The sequence below is a fragment of the Vibrio sp. 1CM7H genome (assembly GCF_023161645.1).
In the GTDB taxonomy this organism is placed as follows: domain Bacteria; phylum Pseudomonadota; class Gammaproteobacteria; order Enterobacterales; family Vibrionaceae; genus Vibrio; species Vibrio diabolicus.
On sequence record NZ_JALNTV010000001.1, the window covers coordinates 1,059,530 to 1,086,132 of the forward strand.

The window sequence follows — 26,603 nt, forward strand, 5'->3', positions numbered from 1 at the left end:
CTATTCACTCAGCGCAGTTGGATGGTCAGATTAGGCCCCGTTGGAATATCGTCATCAAACCAACGTGCCGTCACCGTTTTAGTCTCGGTATAAAAACGTACCGCTTGTTTACCATACGCATGCAAATCGCCATAGAAACTGCCTCTCCAGCCTGTAAAAGAGAAAAATGGCAAAGGTACCGGAATAGGCACATTGATCCCGACCTGACCAACTTGAATGTCATGCTGATATTTTCTTGCAGCAGCGCCATTAGCCGTAAAAATGGAAGTGCCGTTCCCGTATGGGTTGCGATTCACTAACTCAATGGCTTCTTGTAACGTATCCACTTCCATGCAAACTAAAACAGGGCCAAATATCTCTTGCGTGTAAATCGACATATTCGTTGTTACACCGCTAAACAAGGTTGGGCCAATCCAGTTTCCATCGGGAAAGCCTTCCACTTCACACTGACTGCCATCCAGTTCACACACTGCGCCTTGTTGCTTGCCATCTTCAATTAGGTCCAATACGCGTTGTTTAGCCTGCTCACTGATCAGTGGGCCATAAGCAGCTTGCTCATCGTCCCAAGGCCCTGGGTGTACTTTCGCCATTGCCTGTTTGATGTCTTTAATCCATTGTTTTGAATCGCCGACAAATACCGCAACAGAAATCGCCATACAGCGTTGCCCCGCCGCCCCAACGGAGGACCCCACTAGATTATTCACCACTTGTTCTTTGTTCGCATCAGGCATGATCACCATGTGATTTTTAGCACCAGCAAAAGCTTGAACGCGTTTAAAGTGTTTCGTACCCGTGGTGTAGATATAACGGGCAACAGGAACCGAGCCAACAAATGACACCGCTCGAATGTCAGGATGAGCCAGCAGAAAATCGACTTGGTCTTTGCAACCGTGAACGATTTGCAACACTCCTTTCGGCGCGCCAGCTTGCTCAAATAGTTCGGCTAAACGAATAGAGGTCAACGGCACTTGTTCGGAGGGTTTAAGCACAAACGTATTGCCCGCCGCGATAGCGATTGGGAACATCCACAACGGAATCATGGCAGGAAAGTTAAACGGCGTAATGCCGCAACACACACCTAGGGGCTGAATCATTGAGTAACTATCAATATCCGTGGCAACATTTTCGACGGTTTCGCCCATCATATTGCTGGCAATGTTTGCAGCCTGCTCAACAACCTCTATACCTCGCCACACATCGCCTTTAGCATCCGCTAAAATCTTACCCGTTTCATGAGAAAGCAGAGTGGCAAGCTCATCATGATGTTCTTTGAGAAGGTGCTGATAACGAAGCATGACTCTGGCACGCTCGGATACTGCCACTTCCTTCCAGGATTGGAATGTCTCTTTCGCATTATCAATGGCGGCTTCCATCTCGTGATCCGTTGAGCAGGGAACGTACGCAATGACATCATTAGTGGCAGGATTGGTCACCTCAACCCAATCCGAAGTTTGAGATTCACGAAACTCTCCACCAATAAACAAGGGAACCAAACGAGTCATCATTTACTCCTTTCTGATTTCAATTAAAGCGGTATTTCAATGCCTATCGCCGTTGCCTCTCCGCCACCGATACAAAGTGTCGCAACGCCTCGCATCACTTTTTTGGCGTCTAGATCACCGTCGGTACCTAAAGCTTGTAGCTGACGCAAACTATGAATCAATGTCACCAGAATTCGTGCGCCACTTGCGCCTATCGGATGCCCGAGTGCACACGCTCCGCCTTTAATATTGACTTTGCTCATATCAAGCCCAAGTTCTGCTACCGCGATTTGTGTCACGACAGCAAAGGCTTCATTTATCTCCCACAGATCCACTTCGTCAATTGACCAATCCAACTGGGACAACAACTGTTCAATCGCATAAACGGGAGCCAAAGTATATTCAGCAGGTTTTCTGGCGTGTGTGGCGTGAGACTTGATAACGGCGAGTGGCTCAAGACCTTGGTGGATCGCAGTCTCTTCATCCATTAGAACAAGCGCTGCAGCGCCATCGGAAATCGCACTCGAATTAGCAGCGGTCACCGTGCCTTTTTTATCGAATGCAGGTTTGAGTTGAGGGATTTTATCCAGATCAACCGAGCGCGGGTGCTCATCGTAATCCAGCGTTCCTTGTTCAGACTTGGTGTTGAATTCAATCGGTGACAGCTCGTCGGCAAATAAGCCTCGTTCTTGAGCTTCCAACGCACGTTTTGCCGACATCACTGCCCATTCGTCCATGTGCTCTCTGGTGAACTTAAGCCTGTCTGCGACGTGCTGAGCATAAACACCCATTAAGTGCCCTTCGTACGCATCTTGCAATCCATCGAGAAACATGTGGTCATACGTCGACTGGTGGCCCATGCGCATTCCCTTTCTCGCCTCTTTCAATAAATACGGCGCATTGGTCATACTCTCCATACCACCAGCAATGGCCGTTCGAATCGTTCCAGCTTTGATAAGATCGTGCGCCAACATGACGCTCTTCATGCCGGAACCACACACTTTATTGATAGTCGTGCACCCTACACTCATGGGTAAATCCGCACCAATTGCCGCTTGTCTCGCCGGGGCTTGCCCACAACCCGCAGGGAGCACACATCCCATGAAGACTTCATCTACAGATGTCACATTCACTTCGTGCATTGCCGCCTTGATCGCCAGTGCGCCTAATTGGGGAGCGGAGTAAGTTTGCAACTTTCCTTGAAAGCGCCCGATCGGCGTTCTCTTCGCGCTGACAATCCAGATGTCTTTTTCCATGATTCGCATTCCCTTGAGGTATATGTGAACACTAGACTGACTGATAACGCCCTTGCATGACATTGCTTACCAAGTGCTACGCCAGTCTTTGTCGCCCTTTCTCACTGACAAACTTTCATACTGCGATTTCTTGACGTTTACGTAAGCATAGCACTAGCCTTTACAATGAGATGAAAAAACACACCAAGTAGGCGTTTATCTTTCAAAATTTGCGTTCGGCCTTTCCGTTGAAGGTTCGATTTCCAGAAACTGGATTTTTATTCGAGGTAAGTATGTTATGGAAAAATACAAGATCAGTGACCTCGCCAAGGAGTTTGATATTACCACTCGCAGTATCCGGTTTTATGAGGACGTAGGTCTGATTGAACCAGAGCGAAAAGGCAACATGCGCGTTTATCAACGCAGAGATAAAATTCGTCTCAAACTGATTTTAAGAGGGAAACGGCTCGGTTTTTCACTGGCAGAAATTCGTGAACTTTTCGAGCTCTATGACATGCAACAAACCGAAGGACAGTTATTGAAAATGCTCAATATCATTGAAGAGAAACAAGCCGTCCTACAACAGCAACTCAATGACATCAGCGTCGTAATGGCAGAGTTGAATGCCGCTAAAGAACGCTGTATTCAAACACTCAAAAGCAAAGAGACATAACCGCTATACTCAAATAGCGACACTGCAATCGGCTTTTCCACCTTACCTCTGATATCGGGAGACGTTATGAAAAGCACCTACGCCCCACTCAATTTCGGACTTGGTGATACCATCGATATGCTCCGAGACCACGTTAATGCCTTTGCTACGGAACATATTGCTCCCATCGCCGCAGATATAGACCGCGATAACCAGTTTCCGAAGCATTTGTGGCCTTTGTTTGGAGATATGGGGTTGCTTGGTGTCACCGTCGATGAAGAATTTGGTGGTGCAGGCATGGGATACCTCGCTCACGTTGTGGCGATGGAAGAAATCAGCCGTGCCTCTGCCTCCGTCGCTTTAAGCTACGGCGCTCATTCTAATCTGTGCGTCAATCAGATCTTTCGCAATGGCACTCCTTCTCAACGCAAGAAATACCTTCCCAAACTCATCGATGGTACGCACGTTGGCGCCCTAGCTATGAGTGAGCCCAATGCAGGTTCAGACGTGATAAGCATGCAACTGAAAGCGGAGAACAAGGGTGACCATTTTGTACTGAATGGCAACAAAATGTGGATCACCAACGGTCCCGACGCTGACATAGTGGTGCTTTACGCTAAAACGGATGTCAGCGCAGGTTCGCGAGGTATTACCGCATTCATTGTTGAACGCAACGTCGAAGGTTTCAGCCATGCTCAAAAGCTGGACAAACTAGGCATGAGAGGCTCGAACACTTGCGAACTTGTGTTTAACAATTGCGTAGTGCCGAAAGAGAATATTCTTGGCGAGCTGAATCAAGGCGTCGAGGTGTTAATGAGTGGGCTGGATTACGAGCGCGTCGTCCTCGCTGCCGGACCACTCGGGATAATGCAAGCTTGCATGGACATTGTGGTCCCGTACGTACATGAACGAGAGCAGTTTGGAAAGTCCATTGGCGAGTTTCAGTTAGTTCAGGGCAAGATCGCCGATATGTACTCTCGAATGAGTGCAGCAAAAGCGTATGTATATACCGTCGCAGCGGCTTGTGATCGAGGTAACGCAACACGCAAAGATGCCGCAGGAGCGATTCTGTACAGTGCAGAACTCGCCACACAAATGGCACTCGATGCAATACAGTTGCTCGGTGGGAATGGCTACATCAATGAATACCCTGCTGGTCGTTTGCTACGTGATGCAAAGCTTTATGAAATCGGCGCGGGTACCTCAGAGATTCGCCGCATGTTAATAGGCCGAGAACTGTTCGAAGAATCTCGCTAAGGGAACATACGACAAGGAAGTCATTATGGCCATTATCAAAAGTAAAACTAAGCCAACTGACGAGTTATTTCTTTCCAATAAAGCTGCGATGGAAACGTTGGTCACTCAACTGAATCAACATATCGAGACCATCAAACAAGGAGGCGGTGAAAAAGCCATTCAGCACCAGAGGCAAAAAGGAAAACTCCCCGCACGAGAACGCATCGCGCGCTTGCTTGATGACAACACTGATTTTCTTGAAATTAGCCAGTTTGCCGCCTGGCAAGTGTATGACGAATCCATCCCCTGCGCTGGCGTTATCGCCGGCATTGGTTTCATAGCGGGGATTCAATGTATGGTCATCGCCAACGATGCTTCGGTAAAAGGCGGAACCTACTACCCACTCACGGTAAAAAAACACCTTAGAGCGCAAGAGATAGCCCAACGTTGCCAACTCCCCTGCGTATACTTGGTGGACTCCGGTGGCGCAAATCTCCCTCATCAGTCCGACGTCTTCCCCGACAAAGAACACTTTGGTCGCATTTTCTTTAACCAAGCGAGGATGTCAGCAAAAGGCATCCCTCAGGTTGCTGTTGTGATGGGGCTTTGCACTGCTGGGGGCGCATATGTTCCTGCCATGGCGGATGTGTCCATTATGGTCAAAGAGCAAGGCACCATATTTTTGGCGGGACCGCCTCTAGTTAAAGCGGCCACTGGCGAAGTCGTGACGGGTGAAGAGCTCGGCGGGGCAGACGTGCATTGTCGTAAATCTGGTGTTGCTGATTATTACGCTGAAAATGATGAGCATGCCCTAATGCTTGCCCGAGAAGCCATTGCCAATGCCAATAGAGCGAAACCGATTAAGCCGGAAAACACCGTGCTACCTCCCCGCTACGATGCTGAAGAAATCTACGGAATCGTGAATGCCAACTTACGACTATCATTCGACGTTCGAGAAATCATTACCCGCATCGTCGATGATTCTGATTTTGACGAATTCAAAGCCTTGTACGGCAGAACGTTAGTATGTGGCTTTGCTCGCGTTCACGGACACTTGATCGGCATTGTGGCAAACAACGGCATCTTGTTTTCTGAATCGGCACAAAAAGGCGCGCACTTTATTGAACTTTGCGCCAAACGGAAAACACCGCTTCTCTTTCTCCAAAACATTACCGGATTTATGGTTGGGAAAAAGGTGGAAGAAGAAGGCATCGCAAAACATGGCGCCAAGCTGGTGATGGCCGTCGCTTGTGCTGACGTACCAAAGTTTACCGTAATCATCGGTGGGTCGTACGGCGCTGGCAATTATGGCATGTGCGGCCGAGCTTATGATCCAACCATGATGTGGATGTGGCCGAACGCTCGTATTTCTGTGATGGGCGGAGAACAAGCGGCAGGCGTCTTAACACAAGTTCGAAAAGACGCGAAGGAACGCCAGGGAGAAGCGTGGTCAGAGCAAGAAGAACACACTTTTAGAGAATCAATCATAGACTTGTATGAAACACAAGGACATCCCTATTTTGCGAGCGCTCGGCTATGGGATGACGGAATTATTGACCCCAAACAAACGCGTCAGGTGTTGAGTCAAGCGCTAACGGCAGCATTAAATGCCCCCATTCCTGATAGCGAGTTTGGCGTCTTCAGAATGTAAATATCCAGAGATAAATTAAGGAAGTAAGTATGCAGGAAATGCAACCAAGCATTATTCCCAACGCCCAAAGACAAGATGATGTTCTTTGGCATGTCGATGACAATGGCGTAGCGACCATCACTCTAAACAGAACAGCCAAACACAATGCTTTTGACGCTTGTACGATCGACTTGCTGATCCACCGCCTAGATTATCTCGCTTTACGAACGGATGTGCGATGCTTGGTATTAAAAAGTAACGGCAAGCACTTTTCATCCGGGGCCGACCTGAATTGGATGCAGTCGATGGCCGACAGCACGAGGCAAGATAATTTCGTTGATGCCCAAAACTTGGCAAGACTCATGGAAACACTAGATTCGTTCCCTCAACCCACCATCGCGGTTGTACAAGGCTCCGCTTACGGCGGCGCGCTGGGATTGATTTGTTGCAGTGATATCGCCATCGCGAGCCAATGTGCTAACTTTTGCTTAAGTGAAGTTAAGCTGGGTTTAGTTCCGGCAACCATTGCGCCTTACGTCATGCGCGCGATGGGGAATCGACAAGCTAGACGCTATATCTTAAGTGGTGAAGTCATTTCAGCCGAGGATGCCGAACGGTTTGGTATTGTGCATGAAGTGAAAGAAGCCAAACAACTTGAAAGTGCGGTCGATAGCGTGATCAAGACGTTACTACTTAATAGCCCAGATGCGATGCGTAAAGCGAAAACGCTCTGTCACCAATGTCATCAAAACCCCATCGATCAACAACTGATTCACTATACTAGCAAGCTCATTGCGGACATTAGGGTATCGCCACAAGGCCAAGATGGCTTGCAAGCGTTTCTTGAAAAACGAAGCCCAAGTTGGGTAACCAAATCACAGGACAAGTAATGCTGCCTTCCAAAGTAAATATTGTCGAAGTAGGTCCACGAGATGGGTTGCAAAATGAGTCTCCTGTTGCGACCCAGACTAAAATCCGGTTGATCAACTTACTCTCTGATACTGGGCTAACGCATATTGAGGCGGGCTCTTTTGTTTCGCCCAAATGGGTGCCACAAATGGCGGACTCAACAGAGGTCATGAAAGCAATAACAAGGCGAAATCATGTTACTTATTCTGCCCTGACACCAAACCTAAAAGGCTTCGAACAAGCCTTGGAGGCTGGTGCCAATCAGGTCGCAATTTTCACTTCATCATCAGAAGGATTCTGCCAACACAATATCAATTGCTCGATTGCAGAAAGTTTAACTCGCTTCGAGCCTGTAATGCGATTAGCCACCAAACACGGCATCCCTGTTCGAGGTTATCTATCCTGCGTTGCAGATTGCCCTTACGACGGTCCAACAGCCCCTAAACAGGTGGCGAGCGTGACCAAATCGCTCATCGATTTAGGGTGCTATGAAGTATCCCTAGGCGATACCATCGGCACAGGCACGCCAAATCGAATTGCAGCTATGCTAGAAGCCGTCATGTTGGTTACACCTCTCCCCCTGCTTGCTGTCCATTTCCACGATACATGGGGACAAGCGCTCGCCAATATTCATCAAGCATTGAGTATGGGCATCAATACCATCGACAGCAGTGTAGCTGGGCTGGGTGGATGCCCATACGCTCATGGTGCCTCGGGGAATGTCGCGACGGAGGATGTACTGTATTTATGCCAAGGATTAGGGATCGAAACGGGGATCGACCTGGAGCTGTTAGCAAAAGCTGGCTGGATGATCAGCGAAGAGCTTAATCGAGAACCCACGTCAAAAGTATCGCTAGCTTTGCGTAACCGTATGACATCTCTAGCGTAAGACGTTTATTAAACCTCATAGTTTGCTTTGATACCAATATCAAAATGAAGTGGCATCCGCCACTTTGATATAGACAGGAAGCCCATAATTAAGCCAGACAACCCTGTCGCAATAGTCGCTACCGACAGTATTTCGAAACAAAACGCGAAGGTTGCGATGGCAAGTAGCACTGGCACCGCTTTCAAGCCTGGAACTTTAAAACAAAAGGACTCTTTCAGCGCCACACCGGAAAAAGTGACAAAGACAAAACCAAGAGAAAGCCACACGCTGGATAAGTCTGGATCGCTCACCATGAAGAGCAGTCCCACCCAAGTTGACCAGCTGATGACAGTACGCACAGTTTTACTGTAGACATGGATATTTGCTGCAGTTAATACGCCTGCAATGGCGATGAGCAGCAACACATTTCGATCATAAAATGCCGAACCTTCAATAAGGTGCAAACCCGATATCGTCATCGCGATAAGTCCAAAGGCAAATACGCTAATTCCTAAACGGTATAAACAGACACTTAAAATATCTAAAAAGTCTAGTGATTCCTGATGCTCAGTATTGGCCATGCTTCACTCCTAAATTGTTCCCTACCCAAACCTCTTGAAGCTACCTAGGGATAGACAAACGAAATCGCCCGCCAGTACGGTAAATAATAAGAGAAAATAAGATAAGCACACAGCCAACTAGCTTATTTGCCGTTAGCACTTCGCCATACCACAGCACGCTTAGAATGACGGTCCAAACTGGCTCTAATATCATGATCAAGGCAGCATTACCTGCCTGAACAAATTTTTGCCCCATGGTTTGCATTACGTAACGCAAGCTCGTCGCTAGCAAAGTGCTCAACGCGAACCACCACCAAATGGAGGAGTCAACCTCTGCCGGAAAAGACTCCATAAAGAAAGAAACCAACAAACCTAAACAACCAGCAGAAAAAAGCTGCACGCAAGTAAGCAGCAACACAGGCAATTTTTGAGAATATTTACTGTTCACATTAAAGTGAAGCGCCAGAACCAGTGCCGCCCCAAGAAACCAAAATTGACTGGCCGATTGCTTCCAGCCGCCAACTAAAGAGAGACAGGCGAGACCTAATACCGCGATAGGCAAAGAAAGCCAGAAAATTCGTTGTGGTCGTTGACGAAACATAACCCACGCAACAATAGGCACAAATAGCATGGAGAGACTCATGATAAATGCGCCTTCTCCGAGCGTGTCGCTGATGGAGATGGCGTAAATCCATGTCATAACGGCACTGCCTAACAGGAGCCCGACACCACCAGCAGAAAGCACATCTTTCAAATTCGCTTTCAGCAAAGGTCTATAACACAACGGCAGCAGACAGAGCGATGCAATAGTAAATCGCGCCCCGATAAAGCCGAAAGGTGGTAAACCCTGTATTGTTTCCTTAGAAAAGATCCAACCAAGTGCCGCGATCATCGTTGTCGCAACCAGAATAACCGTCGCTTTGCGTTCTGAGTTAAACATAAGTACTCACAAAATATGGAACACAGTATCGCAGCAAGGGAAGTTTGCTGCGCTATTGTATCAATTTGAAAGGAGTTTCTGTCGAGCGGAAGTGAAAGCCCGATTCTCTCCTGTGTTGTTGTTAAGCAGATTGAAGTTCTGCGGTCGGATACATTAAAGGCAGGTAAAGTCTTAAGGCAAGCGTTTTCGTATACTAAATTGCCTAAGCATCTTATGCACTAAACAAACTGGCTAAAACTTGGACCGGATGTCGAACGACCTCCCCTTCAAAACGCTTAACCTGACTGCGACAGGAATACCCCGTGGCTAACACACGCTCAGTGGGCAGGTTCTTTATATTCGGTTTCCAACTCAGCTGATAAATAGCTTCAGACGTACTTTTCTTATCCACTTCATGGCCGAATGTCCCTGCCATGCCACAACATCCCGTAGGTATCACATGCAGCTTTAAGCCAAAGTGATGAAAAATAGACTGCCAAGATTTCTCAGTCTCCGGGATTTTGGTCTTTTCTGTGCAATGCGCCATCAAATACCAAGGTTCTTCGTCTGATACACTTACTGGCGGCCATTCATTGAGTGTATCCACCAGCCACTCATGAGCCGTATAAACTGTAAACTCGCCCCGCTTTTCTTTTAGAACCTGATGGTATTCATCACGATAACAAAGCACTAAGGCAGCATCGATACCGATCATAGGAATTTCAAGCTCAGCAACTTGGTTGAGAAAATCCGAAGTGTTTTGTGCATTTCTGGCGAATGCCTTAAGGAAACCTTTTACATGTTGAGCTTTCCCATTGGGTTTGAAAGGCAGAACAACAGGGTGTTTCCCTAACCGCTGCAATAACTGAATAAAGTCCGCAACCAACTTGGCTTCATAAAAGCTGGTAAATGGGTCTTGAACAATCAAGACGTAATTTTGCTTCACTTCTGGGGAAAGCGATTCTAGATACGCAAAGTCGAACGGGCTCACTCCAAGTGCCTGACATCGACTTTGCAATGTAGGTATCGATAGCACTGGCGAATCAACAAAACCGATGGATGTCTCTAATACTTGCGTAACGGGCCTACTAGATGCAATTTGATTAATCAACTTAGGGGCTTTTGCCATAATCGGCAGCAGTTGCTCAATATTCGACACCAGATAGTCGCGCAGAGGTCTGCGATAACGAGAGTGATAGAGGTGTAAAAAACGCGCTCTAAAATCAGGCACATCAACTTTAACAGGACACTGACTCGCACATGCTTTGCACGCTAGACAACCGTTCATCACCTCATAAACTTCATGCGATAAATCATCAGATGTGGGGCGAGATATCAACTTACTCAGCTTCTGAGTCAAAAGCTTAACCGATAATGTTTGATTGAGAAGCTGTTGTTCGTTAGCGAGCAAATCGAAGCCACTGTCATTCAGGCGACGCAGCCATTCACGCATTATCCCAGCCCTCCCTTTCGGAGAGTGGCGACGATCGGCTGTTACTTTAAATGATGGACACATTGGGCTATCAGCATCGTAATTAAAACACAGCCCATTGCCATTGCAAGACAGCACGGGCTTAAGCGACTCTCGGACTTCTACGGGGATCTGACGATCATAGTAGCCACGCTTGGTCGCTGTGACTTTTACCATTTCAGCGTCGCTATTCAGTGGCGTGCAAATCTTGCCCGGGTTCATTTTATTGTCGGGGTCAAACGCCGCTTTAATACGCCTTAATTCAGTAAAGAGCTCATCACCAAAGAAGGCTGGTCCATATTCTGAACGATATCCTTTACCGTGCTCTCCCCACATTAAACCATTGTATTTTGCCACCAGCGCGACCACATCATCGGATAGTTGATGCATCAACGCTTCTTGCCCAAGGTCACACATATCGAGCGCCGGACGCACGTGAAGGACGCCAGCATCCACATGCCCAAACATGCCATAATGCAGGTTATTGCTGTCTAGCAACGTACGAAATTCCGCGATAAAGTCCGCCAAATTTTCAGGCGGCACACAAGTATCTTCCGCGAATGCAATCGGCTTTGCCTGACCTTTGGTCGCGCCAAGCAGCCCAACCGCTTTCTTGCGCATGCCATAAATAGCCTCGATGTCTTGGGGTTCACGACAGACTTGATAACCGATGATACCACTGCGTCGATGAACGATTTCTTTATCAAGAATTGAAAGTAATCGTTCAACTTTATCCTCAACATCATCGTTGTGACTGCCTGCGAACTCGACAAAGTTAATCCCTTGCATCTCTTTGCCCCGCACATCTGAGATCGCGTGTTTTACCGAGTGCCAGACAATGTCTTCTCTTGCAAGATTAAGCACCTTTGCATCAACCGTCTCTACCGATAGCGCCTCTGCTTCGACCATCAAGGGAGCATTTCGCAATGCAGAATCAAAGCTATCGTATTTAACGTTCACTAACCGTCGCGTGGTAGGTATTCGCGTAAGATTGAGCTTGGCTTCAGTGATAAAAGCTAACGTGCCTTCAGAGCCACATAATATTCTCGTGACGTCAAACTCTTCACTCTTGTCGTTGATGGCGTTTTTTAGGTCATAACCAGTAAGAAATCGATTCAGAGGAGGAAACTTATCCAGAATCTGTTGACGCTTGTCTCGACAAACTTCCTCCGTAATTTTTAACGCTCGCGATACTGCATCACTGTTTAACCATTTGTTTTGTTGAATTGCTTCGGTATCGATTACCGAACCATCCGCCAATATGGCTTTGAGCGCCAACACATGATCCGAGGTTTTACCATATTGCAAAGAGCCTTGGCCTGATGCATCGGTATTAATCATCCCACCTAATGTTGCGCGGTTGCTGGTCGACAGATCTGGCGAGAAGAAATAACCATAAGGGCGAACGATGTCGTTGAGTTGATCTTTGACTATCCCTGTTTCCACTCTCACCCAGCCTTCCTGCTCGTTAATCTCTAACACTCGATTCATGTAGCGAGACAGGTCAACCACAATCCCCGAGTTCAATGATTGTCCGTTGGTGCCCGTTCCGCCTCCTCTGGGCGAAAAGGTCAGGTGCTTAAATTCATCACGTGCACTGACCTTGCCAAGTATTACCACATCATGATGGTTGGCAGGAAAGACGACCGACAACGGAAGTTGCTGGTAGACGCTGTTGTCAGTCGCCATACTCAATCGAGTGGTATAGCGAGCATCAGTATCCCCCTTGAAACCAAGCTGTTTAAGGGTGTTAAAGAACTTGATAACCACAGGATCAGAGGAAACCTGTAGCGGAAGTGCAGGAAGCATAATTTGAATCGGTGCCTTACGGTTGTCTTTTTAGGTTCGTAACATGAATGCGGAGTTAAAAGTGGTAGAGGCGCTTGGGGTTATCGACCAGAATCTTGCCAAACAGTGTCGTATCTTGCGTCCAGTGCCACAAGGTATCTAATAGCTGGCCATCATTTGGCATCTCAGCAGCAAAACATGGATGAGGCCAATCCGAGCCCCAGACGCATTGCTCTTCATTCGCTTCTAACAAAGCTTGAGCAAACGAAGAAACGTCATCATAAGGCGGAGATTGAAGCGACAAACGATACGGCGCCGACAATTTTGTCCACACTTTCCCTTCGGCCTTAAGCTTCAATAAGGTTTGAAAACCAGGATGAGAAATAAGCTTGTTTGTTGGCATATGTCCAAGATGATCAATCACTACGGGCACGGGTAAAGCCCTTAATCGCTGATATAAGTCATCAAACTGCGAAACATCAATTAAGCATTGAAGGTGCCAGTGTCGCTCTGCAAGGCGAGCCGCTAAACGTTCAACATCACGCCACTCAATACCACCTTTAAACAGTAGATTCATCCGCACCCCACAAAATCCCGCTTCTTGTAGCTCATCCAGCGTTTGCTCGGACACATCCGCATCCACGACCGCGACGCCTTTGTAGTCGTAACCTTGCTGGCGTAAATACCGTAATGTATCAAGATGCAACTGGTTGTCATTGCCATACACACTCGGCTGAACCAGCACGCCATGACGGATGCCTAATTGCTGGTGCAAATGCAGGTACGCGCCGACGCTGGCATCAGGTGGTGTGTAGGTTCGCGTTTCACAGTACGGATAACGTGAAGAAAAAACGTGGGCGTGACAATCAACCGCGCCTTCAGGAATCGCGATTGTTGGTTTATTTACAAATGGGTCAGCCGCTTCACAAAATGGAATTATGCTCATCGAAAATCATCCTGTCAGAAAGGTAGAGGTGCCATCAACGAAAGCACCTCTTAAAGACTTAACTGAAGTTCTCACTCAACCAGTTCGCGATCACGCCAGAGAACTGAATAAACTTAGGATCGTCGTCCAACATCCACTCGGTGTGACCACCTTCCGGCAGTAAGAATAGAGATTTCGGCCCAGGGTATTTCGCGTACAGCGACTTTGCTTCGGTCACTGGGTGAAGGTCGTTTTCTGCACCGTGCGCAATCAAGATTGGCGCGTCTGCAAATCGCTCGTCCAGTAGAGCTTCCGGTTTGAAATTGATGAGAGAATCCGCAAAATCCAGATCAGATGTCACTCCGTAGCCCGGCGCTTTGACCAGTTCAGTGAATACATATTCGCGGCTTACTGGATCAAGCGGGTAGATTTCAAATGGATCAATCCCCTGCTTTTCTCCACCAAGAGCAAGACGTGTACGCTCTTCTAACATAAATTGACGGAACGCTTTCCAGCCGTGCTCGCCACGTTGAGCAACCTGAACACGTACCGCATCATAAAAGCCGTTCATGGAGATAAGGCCATCAATCGCATCTTGGCAAACTCGGTAAGCATCAAGAATTAATCCACCCGCCATGCCCCAGCCAGCCAGTACGACTTTGCGGCCTTCCTCGTCAGCGCGCTTTTTCACAACCGCAACCGCGTTGGCGATGTCGCGTACTTGTTCATCCAGAATAACTCGCTCACGAATACCCTCAGATTCGCCAAAGCCACGGTAGTCAAATCCGAATACCGTAAAGCCCTTCGCAGTTAAGGCTCTCGCGTAACGCTCTGGGTGAATATTTTTTTGCCCAGTAAAGCCTGAGCAGACAATAACGATCGGTAAGTCTGGGTTGTTAACGTTCTCGTCAGTAAAGAAAGCGCCATCAAGGCGTAGACCATCACTAATTACTGGGGCTTTTTGTTCAATCATAATTATCTCGTCCAAATGAATGTGTATGCTCGACAAAGAAGTCCTTGTCTTAAGTCACATCATGTTCGAATTTTGATAGCAATAATTTAACAATTGCGACATTCTTATCCAGAAATACGACATAGACGAACTGCCCACTTGGTGACCACAGAGAATGAAAACGACACACACGTATCGCATTGGTTTTTTCCTTATTCCTGATTTTTCGATGCTCTCTTTTTCGGCGGTTATCGAACCTCTTCGAATGGCCAACCGCCTCGCTGGTTGCGATTTGTATCAGTGGGATATTTATGGATTCGAAGATAAAGAAGTATCGGCCAGTAATGGCGTTTCATTCTCGCCAACACAGTCAGTCAACAACATTGCTCATTTAGACTTGCTGCTGGTTGTAGCAGGTATTGGCGCCCACGTTGCTGCTGCGAGTGGCTCGGTGAATCAGTGGTTAAAGCAAGCGCTTCGTCAAGGCATCGCCGTGGGCTCGACTTCGACAGGCAGCGTGTTGTTAGCAAAAGCTGGGCTATTAAAAAACAAGACGTGTACCGTGCATTGGGAGTCCGCCAACAGCCTGGCAGAGGAGTTTCCAAACATTAACGTGACCAGTGAGTTGTACGAATTCGACCCACGTACACCAACTTGTTCGGGCGGCTTAGCCGGTTTGGATATGATGCTTCATTTAATTACAAACCAACATGGGAGTGACTTGGCGAATCAAGTGGCTGAGCAATGCATTCACCCTGCGATTCGACCAGCGCATGATAAACAGCGGATGTCGTTAATCCGTAAACACAACATCCGCCACCCACGCCTGCTCGACGCTGTAGAGATCATGGAAGCCAACATGGAAGAGCCGCTAAAGTGCTATGAAATTGGCGAACAAGTAGGGTTATCGGTCAGGCAGATGGAAAGGTTATTTTTGCAATACTTGCAAGACAAACCAGGTAATTACTACCTTCAATTGCGCTTAGAACGCGCTCAACATTTGTTGTTGCAAACCATGCTGTCCATCACTCAAATCAGCACCGCTTGTGGGTTCAGTTCTACATCGTATTTTGCGCGCTGCTACAAAAAACGCTATGAAAAAACGCCGCGTGAAGAGCGACGTTTAGCTTAAGATTGAGTAAAAGAAAAGAAGATTGAGTAAAAGAAAAGAAGTTCGATCTCTTCGATCTCATAGTGACTTGCTAGGCGACGTGTCAGATGGCTTATCAGACAAAGTGCCTTGGTAAAGCAATGATAGCCAAGCAAGTACCCGCTCTTTACTGGCTTTATCAAGTTGCAAACAGCCCTCTTCTATCGCTGACACGCGCGTAGCGGGTAGTTCTTTCTCTGCCAAAGTGCGAAACTTACCTTGCATCTCGTCTCGACTGAGAGGATTTTCAGGATTACCTCGCGCAATACAGGGAGGCGAAGTCAGTTTGTCGCCATTTTTCAACGTCACCACGACATGCGCCCAGCGTTCGGCTGGAAACTTATCATTGTAAACGGGCTCTTCAATTAACTTCATCCGCTCCGTAAGTGCCAAGCGAGCAGGATCTTTCAGTCCTTTGGTGACGGCTTCTACCGTGACCGTATTATCTGTGACCGCACTCGCGACTGAAAATGGCAAACTGTACTGAGCCTGCTCGGTTGTCTCTGGGCGCTTGGTATGCAGGCACACCGCCTGATGAAAGCTATGAACTTCGATAAGTTCAATCTCATCAGGTTCTAGTTTATTTTCTTGTTGCAGCGCTCTCACTGCTTCAACCGCGGGTTGAGACCAACGACAAACCGGATACGGTTTAAAGTATTGCTCCAGGATATACCAACGCTGCCCTAAATCTGCCCACAAAGCGTGAGTTTGTTGGTCCAGCAGAGTCACGGCTGGCGCGCCAGTAAATCCTTCTTCTGCTAGCTCTGCACTGGCGAAGCCCGCCATCGCTCCCCAGCCAGAGCCGTCTTTGAGCATGGTTGGATGTTCAATACAACGCATCATTTGGCTGCGTGGACCATAAAACTCAGCAATGCCGAGCGCATGCTCTGTTTGTGCATCCGTTAAGTCTTTTCTTCTTGCAGACACCGCAGCGACGCCCAACGCATTCCAAGCACCAGAAGTATGATAATCACAAGCGGTTTGATGCAGAGCGATTCCGGCGCGAGTTGCTATTTCATAGCCAATGACGAGGGACGTTAATAACTCTTCTCCCGTAACTGCTGACTCATACATACTGGCGAGCAGCCCCGGCAAAACAGCGACGCCAACATGGCCTTTCGTCAGGACTTGGCCGTCGTGCGCGTCCATACTGTCAATCAACATGCCGCCATATAGAGTTGCCCCACAACCACTAGCCGTGTGATCAGAAAACAGCATCGGCGTATCACCGGCAAACTGCTTCTGCGCGAGTTTGGCTACCATGTTTTGCAGCTGCGTCGCTTTACCAGCTGCGGCGACACCTAACAAATCCAAGACGCAATATTTCGCTTGTTCAATAACGTCAGCGGGAAGCTGTTCAAAGGTTAATTCGTGAATAAATCGATGAATAGATTGCATCGTCTACTGCTCCAGTTTTAGCGTTTTGCCTTCGACAATAGTGTTGTGATCAATGGTGTATTGCTGTCTCGCATGGTAGGCAGCTCAAATCTGGCTTTATCAATATCGTCCAATGACAAGGTCGCAGTTATCAAGGTTTCACCGTCTTCTGCCTGCGCCAATAGCTTACCCGTTGCAGACAAAATACAGCTTCCTCCCCAAAACCACGCTTCGCCCTCTGGCCCGTAACGGTTGGCCATCAAAACTGGAGTTCCGTAGAGCACCGCATAAAATTTAACGTTAACTAACCAGTTGTCTTCATTGGAAAAATCTTTACTGACAATACTGCTGGCCGAATTGATCGGCGCGAGCAAGATTTCAGACTTATCGAGTAGCGCGCAATGAACCAAAGGTGGATTCCATAAATCGGCACAAATTAAAACCGAGCCTCGCCAATTATCATCAAGAGAAACGCTGGTGGTTGCGTCACCAGAATGAAACCACTTGCCCTCTTCAAGCCCACCATAGGTTGGTAAATTGATTTTGCGATGCACAGCAACCACCGTACCACCGAGCAACCAAGCCATCGCGTTGTAGTACTCTCCCGGAGCGGCCTGTTCAACAAAGCCGACAATCACGGACATGTGCGGTGCAAGTTGCGCAAGCTCTTTAAGCCGAGCATCATCACGCTTCATGGCAACTTCACGTACAGAAGATTGGAGCTGGTATCCGGTCAAGGAGAGTTCAGGAAACAGCAATAGCTGCGACCCCAAGGCCGCAGCTTGCTTTATGTAATCCTGATGAGTATTCAGATTGGCATTCACATCGCCTAACTGGGCGTTGATTTGGGCCACACTGACTTGCAGGATAGTCATGGTATTACCCCAAGTTATGCTCAGATAGGAACTGGCTTGCGACTTCTGAGATCGAACGTCGATCCACATCAACTTGTTGATTCAAAGTCGACATCGTATCGCCATCGATCGCCGCAGAAAGCGCGTTCATTTGCTCGGCAAGCTCTGGGTTCGCATCTAGCGTTTCTTGGCGAACCACAGGTGTGATCGCGTAATCAGGGAAGAACTGTTTGTCATCCGTTAAAACGGTAAAACCGAATGCTTTGATACGACCATCTGTTGCAAATACAAGCGCAGCATCGACTTCTTTCCCTTTCAGCGCATCATAAGTTAACCCAGTATCCATGCGTTTCACTTGGTCACGTGAAGCTTTGAATTTGTAGGTTTTCTGTAAAGGTCGGAAGCCATCTTTTCGTGCATAGAATTCCGCATTCAAAGCAATGGTCATTGGCGGGTCTTGGCGCATTTGCTCGGCGAAGTCGGATAAGGTTGAAATGCCACGTTGTTTCGCATCGTCACTGCGCATAGCGAGCGCGTAGGTGTTGTTCGCTTTTGAAGGGTTAAGCCAAACTAGGCCTTTCTTGGCATCCAGTTCCTTAACGCGTTGATACACTTGCTCTGCTGGGAGCTTGTCTTTGACTTTGTTGTAAATGATCAGTGATGTGCCCGTGTATTCCCAATAAAGATCAATCTGGCCGTTTTCTTGCGCTTTACGCAAAACCGCACTGCCCATGCCCGAACGTTTATCAACGTCGTAGCCTTTTTTGGTTAAATATTGAGACGTGATCTCCGTTAAAAGCTGTTGTTCTGTAAAGTTTTTACCACCTACGACGATTTCCGCAGATGCGTGAAAACTTGAAAGCAGTACACCAACGGCCAGCAAGCAGCGAGTAATTTGCTTCAACATGTTTGACTCCTGTCTGTGTTCAATTTTTAGGATTGTTATTGTCTAGCTCTAATAGGGTTACAGCCTTTAGGTACAGTGACATAGGAAACGGCTCCTACCACACTGTCGATAGCGATAGCCAGCATCGCTGTAGGAATAGCGCCTGCCAGCATCATGATGGGTTCATCCAGATCAATACCGGTAAAAATGAGCTCCCCTAACCCACCACCACCAATTAAGAAGGCCAGTGGAACGGTACCCACGTTGACAGCTAACGCCGTGCGGATACCGGCAAAAATGACGAACAGCGCATTAGGAATTTCAACCTGAAACAACATTTGTAACTCGGTCATACCAATGCCTGACGCCGCTTCTTTTAAATGAGCGGGCACTTCTTTCAGTCCGATATAGGTGTTTCTGACAATCGGTAACAACGAGGCAATCGTCAGCCCAAATACCGCTGGCACGGTGCCAATGCCAAGAAAGCTCATTGCCAGCGCAAGAATGGCTAAAGTAGGAATCGTGGTCCCCACATTCAAAACCTGCATCGCCGATTCTGCGACTTTCTGAAAACGGGGACGGCTGAGCAATACGCCGACGGGAATCGCGATTAGGATCGCCAATCCACCAGACAGCAGCACCAGTTCAATGTGCTGAACCGTCAAATAAACAATGTCTTCTTGGTAGTAGAGGAAATCATCGATCGTACCCGCGCCTTGTAAATAAATACCCAACGCAAAGACACACGCTAATAAAACGAAATAGTAGGTTTGTTTGAGCTGATTGGTCACGATGCCTCCTTAGCCTGATGCAATGGCTGTGGCTCACTAAGAGAGGTATCGCGCTGATAAGTTGCGCCTAGATAATGGGTAATGCCGCGCTGTGTGACTTCGCCCACTAAGCGGCCATTCTCGTCAACACACGGCATCCAAACAATGTCGTGCGTGAACATCTTCGACGCGACTTTACGCAGATCATCCGTGGTTCGGGCGATTGTTTTCAGGCCGACATAATGTTCGCCGCAGTACCCCTTCATATTGATTGCGGTAGCTTTGGGCACATAACCGATAGGTTGGTGTTGGTCATTCACTAATATCACGGCGTCGCGATACCCATACGCGTCAATTTTGGTTAGAGCGTCGGCAAGCGTATCGTTAGGTTTCACGTACGCAAAAGTGGTCTGCATGACGGACTCAGCCGTCACTAAGCGTAGACGTTTAAGTGCGCGATCATCTCCGACAAAGTTTTTCACGAAATCATCTTTCGGGTGTGCGAGCAAATCGTCAGGCGTATCGTACTGAACCAGGTGACCATCACGGAAAATCGCAATTCTATCGGCCATTTTGACCGCTTCATCAATGTCATGACTGACAAACATGATGGTCTTGTTGAGCTCTTGCTGCATTTTAAGGAACTCATCCTGGATTACTTCACGGTTGATCGGGTCAATCGCACCAAATGGTTCATCCATCAGCATGACGGGAGGATCCGCTGCTAGAGCTCGGGCAACACCAATTCGTTGCTGCTGTCCGCCAGACAACTCATTTGGATAACGATTAAGGAAGACACTAGGATCAAGAGCCACCATCTCCAATAGCTCTTTTGCACGCGTCATGTACCTTGCCTTATCCCATCCTAATAACTTGGGAACCACCGCGATGTTTTCGCCGATCGTCATGTTGGGAAATAAGCCAATTTGCTGAATAACATAGCCAATGTTGCGGCGCAGAGTGACCGTATCCATCCCAGAAGTATCTTCACCGCCAAGATAGATCTTGCCCGATGTCGCGGGAATAATTCGGTTGACCATTTTCAGCGTGGTGGTTTTGCCACAACCGGATGGGCCAAGTAACACACATATTTCACCACTGGGAACTTCCATCTCAATGTGATCTGCGGCAGTCACCGGGCCATTAGGCGTTTCAAAAATTTTGGTTAGCTTGTCAATTTTGATCATTTGAATGTCCCTATTATTTGTCCTTTATCAAGCAGCGGTTAGGCCCGGTGGCGTTAATCTTTTTTGTAGTCGAATCAATCCGTAATCCGCGATGATAGCCAGAAGGCTGACGGCGATGGCACCAACGATCAGTTGTCGAGGATCACTTTGCGATATGCCACGGCTGATAAACACGCCCAACCCTCCTGCTCCGATATACGCGGCGATCGCCATAACGCCAATATTCATTACTACTGCCGTTCTCACACCCGCCATAATCACCGGAATCGCCAACGGAATTTCCACCATTTTCAAACGCTGAAAAGGCGTCATCCCGATGCCGCGAGCTGCCTCTCTGAGTGACGGTTCTACGTTGTGAATGGCGGTATAAGTGTTGCGAATAATAGGCAGCTGAGAATAAAGCAGTACGGTAATCACGGCGGGCACGTAGCCAATTCCATGACCAATGGTCGATAAGAGAGGAATCATCAAACCAAACAGTGCGATTGAAGGAATGGTGATAATGATGGACGCTACGTAAAGCACCACTTTCGCAACGCGCTCATTTTGTGTGATAAGAATGCCGATAGGTACGCCAGTTAGGATGGCAAGCCCAACAGCCAGAGCGACCAAAGAGATGTGCTCCATGGTAAGCGTACCTAGCAGCGCTAAGTTATCTATGGTGAAATTTAGTAAGTCCAAGTAGGTCTCCCCCAACTGTGATTCGCAACCAAGTTAACAGGAGATTAAATTACGCTACTTTTTATTAACAGTGTTGTAAAATAGCGACACGTTAAGATAGAAATACGAAATATTAAGGAGGGAAATAATTGGCTTTCTCATCACCAAAAAAAGCGCTTTATTGGCGATGAGCCGCAGTAGTAAACAAGTTGATTATATCGGAACTGAAAAAAGCCATTGATAGCATGAAGAACCAACTACAATGAGCGGTTAAATTGCTCCACAGCCTCTACGACACGGCTAGCGCCATCTTGTATTTCGTTCATCACATTCCCCGCTTTTTCTGAAAGCTCTAGCGTATCTAGTGCTTCTTTTTGGCACTTGGCGATCAGTTGGACAGCATTATCGGTTCGCTCTAAGTTTTCAGTTACCATTGTGACAATTTCATCCGTGGTCGCATTGGTTCTTGTGGCAAGCTGTCTGACCTCGTCAGCAACAACGGCAAAGCCTCTACCATGCTCACCCGCGCGAGCCGCTTCTATCGCCGCATTTAACGCTAGTAAGTTAGTTTGGTCAGCAATACCACTGATGCTATTAACCAGTTCACTAATGCGCGATGAGTGCGCTTTGAGCTCGTCAATGGCCGTATTCGCTTGCTGCATCTGGTCAGACAGTGTTTGCACCTTTTCTAGCGTCGAACCTATCACTTGCTGACCTTGCAGTGTTTGTGTTCCGGTCTCTTGAGAAACTTCATTAGCCAATTGCGCAGCCTGAGCCATTTGCTGCTCTTGCATCACCTGCTGGGTGATGTCGGTCGCGAACTTGACGACCTTGTAGAGCTCTCCTCTATCGTTATGGATAGGGTTATAGGAGGCTTCTAACCATACCTCTTCACCGTAACGGTTAACTCGCTTAAATCGGTCTGAAGCAAACTGTCCTTTTGCCAAACGTTGCCAGAACTCGCGATAAGCTTCAGAACCAGCCTCTTCCTGATCGCAGAACATACGATGATGCTTACCTTTAATTTGATCCAGTGTATAACCCATCGTACTAAGGAAATTATCATTGGCCTTTAATACATTACCATCTAACGTGAACTCAATAACCGCCATAGAACGGCTCAACGCATTCAGCATGTCCTCTTGCTCACGCGATGCTTTGATCGTTCGCGTAAGCTCAGAAGCAAACACAAAAAAGCTTTCGACTTCTTGATGTTCGTTTAAAACAGGCTGAATAACCGTTCGTAACCACGCTTCTTCGCCGTTGCCTTTAAGTACTTGCATCGCGCCATTCCAAAATACTTTGTCTTGAACGGCTCTCTTCATTCGATGAAAGTGCTCTGTATTACGCGAATTTGATGGAACCAGCTCGGTAATCGGTTTCGCTAAAATATCCGCATCAGTGAAAAAAAGTTGTTGCTGAAGTTTTGTATTTACAGAGGTAATGCAACCTTTCTTATCCAGCGTTAAGCGAAGCATTTCTTCATCTAAACTGTGTTGGATTTGCTGCAAGCGTTGCAGATCCTGCTTTAATCGTTGGTTTTCTTGCTGAAGCGACTTATTAAAAAACATAACTTTCTCTCATTTGACTAATCTTCGAACTAGTCAACGGTTTATTATTTATATGCCCAATAGCCTGCAAAGATACGATTTCGTTTGATCGTTCTTCAAACGCAATTCCTGTCTCCGAGCTGAGACACCTACATGACATAAGGCTATTTTTCTTTGGTATGACTTAAGCGCAGTATACTGAAATTTCTTCACCGCCCAAGTTGTTTATATATTTATCAATATTAAGACAATTGGCAGCTATTAGAGATCCGTATTAATGCGGATAGTTGTATGGAGAAAGGATGTATTTGGATCAAAAAAAGCCCTTTCCATAAAGGAAAGGGCTTTGACTTAGTTCCCAAAATTTTTGCCGTTTTACAGCAGTTCCACCGACTGTTGAGCGATTACCCACTCTTCATTGGTAGGAATAACTAGTGCTTTCGCACCGAGCAACTCAGATGTTGCAATAACACCTGCGTTGCCAAATCTTGCATCTTCGTTGCCTTTCTCATCTTCAACAAAACCTAGCAGTTTTAGGTTTTTCAAGATTTCACGACGAATTGGTAGTGAGTTTTCACCAATACCACCAGTGAAGATGATGCCGTCTAATGAATCCAGAGCAGCTAGGTAAGAAGTAATGTATTTCGCAACACGGTAAGTGAAAATTTCAAATGCCAACTTCGCACGTGTGTTACCCGCTTCCATGGCTTCTAGTACACCACGTGCGTCACTTGTTACACCGGATACACCTAAGAAGCCTGACTTCTTGTTCATCATCTCGAACACTTCGTCTTTTTCCCAACCTTTACGGAAAAGGAACTCGATAACACTTGGGTCGAGGTCACCACAACGAGTACCCATCATTAGGCCAGCTAACGGCGTCAAACCCATACTTGTATCAACACATTCGCCATTTTTAACCGCACTCACTGATGCACCATTACCTAAGTGCACGGTGATAAAGCTGCTTTCTTCAACCGGCTTATCTAGCATTTTCGCTGCTTCACGACTTACGTAGTAGTGGCTTGTGCCGTGAGCACCGTAACGACGCACTTTATGCTCTTCGTAAAGCTCGTAAGGAAGCGCGTACATAAACGCTTTGGCAGGCATTGTTTGGTGGAAAGCAGTATCAAACACAGCGAATTGAGGCAGTGAAGGGAATGCTGCCATTGCTGCTCGCATGCCTTCTGCATTCGCTTTGTTATGAAGTGGCGCTAGCTCAGCAAGACGCTCAACTTCTTGAATAACTTTTTCATCGACTTTTACTGTGCCTTTAAAGGTTTCGCCACCAGCAACAATGCGGTGACCTACAGCCACAAATTTTGAGCTCAAACCCAAAGTCTCGAGTAGTTTTACCACTCGCTCAACAGCGTACTGATGATGGTTACCGCCAGCAGGAATTGCTTCAACGGTTTTTTCTCCCTGATATTTCCAACTGATTTCAGCTTCAGGTAGGCCAAAACACTCACCAATACCTGATACCAAAGCTTCACCGGTTTCAGAATCAATAACAGCAAATTTTAATGAAGAGCTACCAGAGTTGATCACCAGTACAAACGAATTAGACATGAAATAGTTATCCTGTTGTAGAGCAGAGGTTGTAATAGCGCTTGTGCGCTGCGTACTTCTTGTTTGCCCCTCTATTATTCAATAATTTTTTAATCTTTCAACAATCTTTTAGTAAAAGCGATTTGATTGAACAAATTTTGTTGATCTGTAGCAAGTTTTGATTTTATTTGAAGACTAAAAAATATGACTTGTTAAACATAATTTATGAATAGGTCAATTTGTACAAATTCAGAGATATGAGCTACGTTGTTTATTGGGTGAACAAAAATAACAAACCAATCAATAAATCGGGGTAATAATGTGCCCACTATTGCATTTCTATTAGTGATCTTAGGTTTGATTTTGCTCTGCTGGGGATGGCAGATGACAAAAAACATCTGCTCGAGAACTGATGTACCCGGGTGGACTTTCCTATTGTTGTTAATCAGCTGTTTCATTTTTGCGTATGCCGCTTTTTTACACGCTATAATGCAAAAACCTATCGCTTCCCTCTTGGAAACCGGAGTTTCTCTCATTTTATTCGGTGGCAGCATTTTTGTGGTGCTGGTTATCAAATGGAGCAACGACTCCATACTGGAACTTCATACCGTTGCTGAAAAAGAGAAGCGTAATGCCGTTCACGACGCACTTACTGGACTCCCTAACCGTAAATACTGCTTTGAGTTAATCGAAGATAGAATACAGTCTGGAGACCCTTTCTCAGTGATCCTTTTCGATGTCGTTAACTTTAAACAAGTCAACGATGCTATGGGACACTTTTGTGGAGATCAACTACTGATTCAAATTGGGCAACGTCTCCAAGAGAAACTTAAAGGCAGTGACAAAATTTTCCGCGTTGGTGGCGATGAATTTGTCATCCTCACCTCGTCAGCATGCGAGGAAACAGGCAAAAGTCTCATCGAAGAGTTAGATTCGGCACTGTCTAATCGCTTCCATTTAGATGAGTTTCAAGTCTCTTCCCGCGTTGTTTTCGGTGTCAGTACCTACCCTTATGACGCTCTGTCCAATGATCTATTGATAAAGCACGCGGACATTGCGATGTATCACGCCAAACGAAATGGCAACCTCTTTGCATTTTATAATGAGGACATGAACGTCGGGGCCAAGTACCAGCTCGAAATCTCTTCTCGTATTCAATGTGCGCTGGAAAAAGAGGAGTTCCAGCTGTACTACCAACCGTTGATTGACGCACATACTAACTTAGCTGTCGGCTTTGAAGCCGTGATCCGTTGGCATGACGAAAATGGTAAAACGATTTCGCCTAACGACTTCATCCCCATCGCGGAGCGAAGTAATCAAGTGCACAACATCACCATGTGGGTCCTCAACCAAGTTGAAAAAGACCTCCAGACCTTTATAGAAAAAGACATCAAGCTTCCTGTCCACGTTAACTTATCTGCAAAAGATCTCTCGTCTAATTTATTGTTCAACCGCTTGGAAACACTGCTCAAAGTAAACCCTCAATTTGCTGACCTTATAAGCTTAGAGATTACTGAAACGATGGCGATTGATAGAGTTGTTGAGCTCAACCCCCTAATTCACCAAATCAAAGGATTGGGTATTAAGATCAGCTTGGACGACTTTGGCACCGGATATTCATCTCTGTCGCTTTTGAGAGATCTCCCAGTTGATCAAATTAAAATCGACCGATCATTTCTTTGTACCGCAAGCCGGACAGAGGGCACCCGCTCTATCGTTGAGAACACAATAGCGTTAGCGCATGGTCTAGGGTATTCAGTCGTCGCAGAAGGCGTTCAAGACATGGATACACTGCATTTTTTACGCAGTCGTGGCTGCGACATCATTCAGGGCTACTTGTTTTGTCCAGCCCTACCCTTAAACGAAGTAATAACCTGGGTAAATGAGCACGATGAAAAACAAAGCCGTATACGACGCGCATAAAAAAGCCGAGCATTTCGCTCGGCTTTCAATTCTTACGGCAATTTAATCAATTGCTCTAATCACTGATTCGTG

General features: G+C 46.9%; 22 protein-coding genes. 7 read left to right on the top strand and 15 right to left on the bottom strand.

The features are described 5' to 3' along the window. Positions 1–8: 8 nt before the first annotated feature. A complete protein-coding gene (locus MSG33_RS04590; protein WP_182035709.1) occupies positions 9–1,502 on the bottom strand; it encodes a CoA-acylating methylmalonate-semialdehyde dehydrogenase in 1,494 nt (497 codons plus the stop codon). A 23-nt stretch (positions 1,503–1,525) separates the two neighbouring features. Continuing rightward, positions 1,526–2,737, bottom strand: coding sequence for a thiolase family protein (locus MSG33_RS04595; RefSeq protein ID WP_248380029.1), 1,212 nt, complete (start codon positions 2,735–2,737; stop codon positions 1,526–1,528). A 277-nt stretch (positions 2,738–3,014) separates the two neighbouring features. On the opposite strand from MSG33_RS04595, the gene MSG33_RS04600 reads away from it, so the two are divergent. The 5 genes from MSG33_RS04600 (at position 3,015) to MSG33_RS04620 (ending at position 8,032) form a co-directional block, all read left to right on the top strand. Beyond that, positions 3,015–3,389: a MerR family DNA-binding transcriptional regulator gene (locus MSG33_RS04600; protein WP_012842485.1), complete on the top strand. Its 375-nt coding sequence runs from the start codon at positions 3,015–3,017 to the stop codon at positions 3,387–3,389. Between the two features lie 66 nt (positions 3,390–3,455). Beyond that, entirely contained in the window at positions 3,456–4,625 is a 1,170-nt protein-coding gene (locus MSG33_RS04605) for an isovaleryl-CoA dehydrogenase (protein WP_248380030.1), read from the top strand. 25 nt (positions 4,626–4,650) lie between these two features. Beyond that, on the top strand, positions 4,651–6,255 hold the full coding sequence (locus MSG33_RS04610) for a carboxyl transferase domain-containing protein (RefSeq protein ID WP_248380031.1): 1,605 nt from the start codon (positions 4,651–4,653) through the stop codon (positions 6,253–6,255). Positions 6,256–6,284: 29 nt separating this feature from the next. Then, entirely contained in the window at positions 6,285–7,124 is an 840-nt protein-coding gene (locus tag MSG33_RS04615) for an enoyl-CoA hydratase-related protein (protein ID WP_005390997.1), read from the top strand. Then, positions 7,124–8,032: a hydroxymethylglutaryl-CoA lyase gene (locus MSG33_RS04620; protein WP_104973798.1), complete on the top strand. Its 909-nt coding sequence runs from the start codon at positions 7,124–7,126 to the stop codon at positions 8,030–8,032. The genes MSG33_RS04615 and MSG33_RS04620 overlap by 1 nt, the downstream gene beginning before the upstream one ends. Positions 8,033–8,040: 8 nt before the next feature. Here MSG33_RS04620 and MSG33_RS04625 read toward each other — a convergent pair whose 3' ends face one another. From MSG33_RS04625 to MSG33_RS04645, 5 genes are all read right to left on the bottom strand, one after another. Then, positions 8,041–8,592 (bottom strand): DUF2301 domain-containing membrane protein, encoded by a 552-nt coding sequence (locus MSG33_RS04625; RefSeq protein WP_248380032.1) that lies wholly within the window; start codon positions 8,590–8,592, stop codon positions 8,041–8,043. 40 nt (positions 8,593–8,632) lie between these two features. Then, the gene (locus MSG33_RS04630) at positions 8,633–9,511 is read right to left on the bottom strand and encodes a DMT family transporter (RefSeq protein WP_046873653.1); all 879 of its coding nucleotides are present in this window, start codon (positions 9,509–9,511) and stop codon (positions 8,633–8,635) included. A 211-nt stretch (positions 9,512–9,722) separates the two neighbouring features. Further along, on the bottom strand, positions 9,723–12,770 hold the full coding sequence (locus MSG33_RS04635) for an FAD-binding and (Fe-S)-binding domain-containing protein (RefSeq protein WP_248380033.1): 3,048 nt from the start codon (positions 12,768–12,770) through the stop codon (positions 9,723–9,725). Positions 12,771–12,825: 55 nt separating this feature from the next. After that, complete coding sequence (locus MSG33_RS04640) at positions 12,826–13,695, bottom strand: amidohydrolase family protein (protein WP_085568954.1); 870 nt, start codon at positions 13,693–13,695, stop codon at positions 12,826–12,828. 58 nt (positions 13,696–13,753) lie between these two features. Then, entirely contained in the window at positions 13,754–14,647 is an 894-nt protein-coding gene (locus MSG33_RS04645; RefSeq protein ID WP_005391008.1) for an alpha/beta hydrolase, read from the bottom strand. 154 nt (positions 14,648–14,801) lie between these two features. Here MSG33_RS04645 and MSG33_RS04650 point away from each other — a divergent pair, with 154 nt between their 5' ends. After that, entirely contained in the window at positions 14,802–15,758 is a 957-nt protein-coding gene (locus MSG33_RS04650; protein ID WP_005375751.1) for a GlxA family transcriptional regulator, read from the top strand. 57 nt (positions 15,759–15,815) lie between these two features. Here the strand turns inward: MSG33_RS04650 and MSG33_RS04655 are convergent, their stop codons facing one another. The 8 genes from MSG33_RS04655 to MSG33_RS04690 form a co-directional block, all read right to left on the bottom strand. Continuing rightward, a complete protein-coding gene (locus tag MSG33_RS04655) occupies positions 15,816–17,174 on the bottom strand; it encodes an MmgE/PrpD family protein (protein ID WP_248380034.1) in 1,359 nt (452 codons plus the stop codon). 17 nt (positions 17,175–17,191) lie between these two features. Next, entirely contained in the window at positions 17,192–18,028 is an 837-nt protein-coding gene (locus MSG33_RS04660) for a nitrilase-related carbon-nitrogen hydrolase (RefSeq protein WP_248380035.1), read from the bottom strand. A gap of 4 nt (positions 18,029–18,032) precedes the next feature. Then, positions 18,033–18,914, bottom strand: a complete 882-nt coding sequence (locus MSG33_RS04665; protein WP_248380036.1) for a glycine betaine ABC transporter substrate-binding protein — start codon at positions 18,912–18,914, stop codon at positions 18,033–18,035. Between the two features lie 35 nt (positions 18,915–18,949). Continuing rightward, entirely contained in the window at positions 18,950–19,684 is a 735-nt protein-coding gene (locus tag MSG33_RS04670; RefSeq protein ID WP_006742426.1) for an ABC transporter permease, read from the bottom strand. After that, positions 19,681–20,850, bottom strand: a complete 1,170-nt coding sequence (locus MSG33_RS04675) for an ABC transporter ATP-binding protein (protein ID WP_048625214.1) — start codon at positions 20,848–20,850, stop codon at positions 19,681–19,683. The genes MSG33_RS04670 and MSG33_RS04675 overlap by 4 nt, the downstream gene beginning before the upstream one ends. A 27-nt stretch (positions 20,851–20,877) precedes the next feature. After that, positions 20,878–21,531, bottom strand: a complete 654-nt coding sequence (locus tag MSG33_RS04680) for an ABC transporter permease (RefSeq protein ID WP_041853126.1) — start codon at positions 21,529–21,531, stop codon at positions 20,878–20,880. Positions 21,532–21,767: 236 nt separating this feature from the next. Beyond that, positions 21,768–23,081, bottom strand: a complete 1,314-nt coding sequence (locus MSG33_RS04685) for a PAS domain-containing methyl-accepting chemotaxis protein (RefSeq protein ID WP_243327731.1) — start codon at positions 23,079–23,081, stop codon at positions 21,768–21,770. A 354-nt stretch (positions 23,082–23,435) separates the two neighbouring features. After that, positions 23,436–24,629 carry an acetate/propionate family kinase gene (locus MSG33_RS04690; RefSeq protein WP_104970111.1) on the bottom strand — a complete coding sequence of 398 codons (1,194 nt, stop codon included), beginning with the start codon at positions 24,627–24,629 and terminating at the stop codon, positions 23,436–23,438. 363 nt (positions 24,630–24,992) lie between these two features. Between MSG33_RS04690 and MSG33_RS04695 the strand changes: the two genes are divergently transcribed. After that, positions 24,993–26,531: a bifunctional diguanylate cyclase/phosphodiesterase gene (locus MSG33_RS04695; protein WP_031780182.1), complete on the top strand. Its 1,539-nt coding sequence runs from the start codon at positions 24,993–24,995 to the stop codon at positions 26,529–26,531. Positions 26,532–26,603: the final 72 nt, after the last annotated feature.

What these genes read in the sequence shown, in the direction of transcription:
- MSG33_RS04590 (WP_182035709.1), bottom strand. Translation starts at nt 1,502, where the DNA reads ATGACTCGTTTGGTTCCCTTGTTTATTGGTGGAGAGTTTCGTGAATCT.
- MSG33_RS04595 (WP_248380029.1), bottom strand. Translation starts at nt 2,737, where the DNA reads ATGGAAAAAGACATCTGGATTGTCAGCGCGAAGAGAACGCCGATCGGG.
- MSG33_RS04600 (WP_012842485.1), top strand. Translation starts at nt 3,015, where the DNA reads ATGGAAAAATACAAGATCAGTGACCTCGCCAAGGAGTTTGATATTACC.
- MSG33_RS04605 (WP_248380030.1), top strand. Translation starts at nt 3,456, where the DNA reads ATGAAAAGCACCTACGCCCCACTCAATTTCGGACTTGGTGATACCATC.
- MSG33_RS04610 (WP_248380031.1), top strand. Translation starts at nt 4,651, where the DNA reads ATGGCCATTATCAAAAGTAAAACTAAGCCAACTGACGAGTTATTTCTT.
- MSG33_RS04615 (WP_005390997.1), top strand. Translation starts at nt 6,285, where the DNA reads ATGCAGGAAATGCAACCAAGCATTATTCCCAACGCCCAAAGACAAGAT.
- MSG33_RS04620 (WP_104973798.1), top strand. Translation starts at nt 7,124, where the DNA reads ATGCTGCCTTCCAAAGTAAATATTGTCGAAGTAGGTCCACGAGATGGG.
- MSG33_RS04625 (WP_248380032.1), bottom strand. Translation starts at nt 8,592, where the DNA reads ATGGCCAATACTGAGCATCAGGAATCACTAGACTTTTTAGATATTTTA.
- MSG33_RS04630 (WP_046873653.1), bottom strand. Translation starts at nt 9,511, where the DNA reads ATGTTTAACTCAGAACGCAAAGCGACGGTTATTCTGGTTGCGACAACG.
- MSG33_RS04635 (WP_248380033.1), bottom strand. Translation starts at nt 12,770, where the DNA reads ATGCTTCCTGCACTTCCGCTACAGGTTTCCTCTGATCCTGTGGTTATC.
- MSG33_RS04640 (WP_085568954.1), bottom strand. Translation starts at nt 13,695, where the DNA reads ATGAGCATAATTCCATTTTGTGAAGCGGCTGACCCATTTGTAAATAAA.
- MSG33_RS04645 (WP_005391008.1), bottom strand. Translation starts at nt 14,647, where the DNA reads ATGATTGAACAAAAAGCCCCAGTAATTAGTGATGGTCTACGCCTTGAT.
- MSG33_RS04650 (WP_005375751.1), top strand. Translation starts at nt 14,802, where the DNA reads ATGAAAACGACACACACGTATCGCATTGGTTTTTTCCTTATTCCTGAT.
- MSG33_RS04655 (WP_248380034.1), bottom strand. Translation starts at nt 17,174, where the DNA reads ATGCAATCTATTCATCGATTTATTCACGAATTAACCTTTGAACAGCTT.
- MSG33_RS04660 (WP_248380035.1), bottom strand. Translation starts at nt 18,028, where the DNA reads ATGACTATCCTGCAAGTCAGTGTGGCCCAAATCAACGCCCAGTTAGGC.
- MSG33_RS04665 (WP_248380036.1), bottom strand. Translation starts at nt 18,914, where the DNA reads ATGTTGAAGCAAATTACTCGCTGCTTGCTGGCCGTTGGTGTACTGCTT.
- MSG33_RS04675 (WP_048625214.1), bottom strand. Translation starts at nt 20,850, where the DNA reads ATGATCAAAATTGACAAGCTAACCAAAATTTTTGAAACGCCTAATGGC.
- MSG33_RS04685 (WP_243327731.1), bottom strand. Translation starts at nt 23,081, where the DNA reads ATGTTTTTTAATAAGTCGCTTCAGCAAGAAAACCAACGATTAAAGCAG.
- MSG33_RS04690 (WP_104970111.1), bottom strand. Translation starts at nt 24,629, where the DNA reads ATGTCTAATTCGTTTGTACTGGTGATCAACTCTGGTAGCTCTTCATTA.
- MSG33_RS04695 (WP_031780182.1), top strand. Translation starts at nt 24,993, where the DNA reads ATGACAAAAAACATCTGCTCGAGAACTGATGTACCCGGGTGGACTTTC.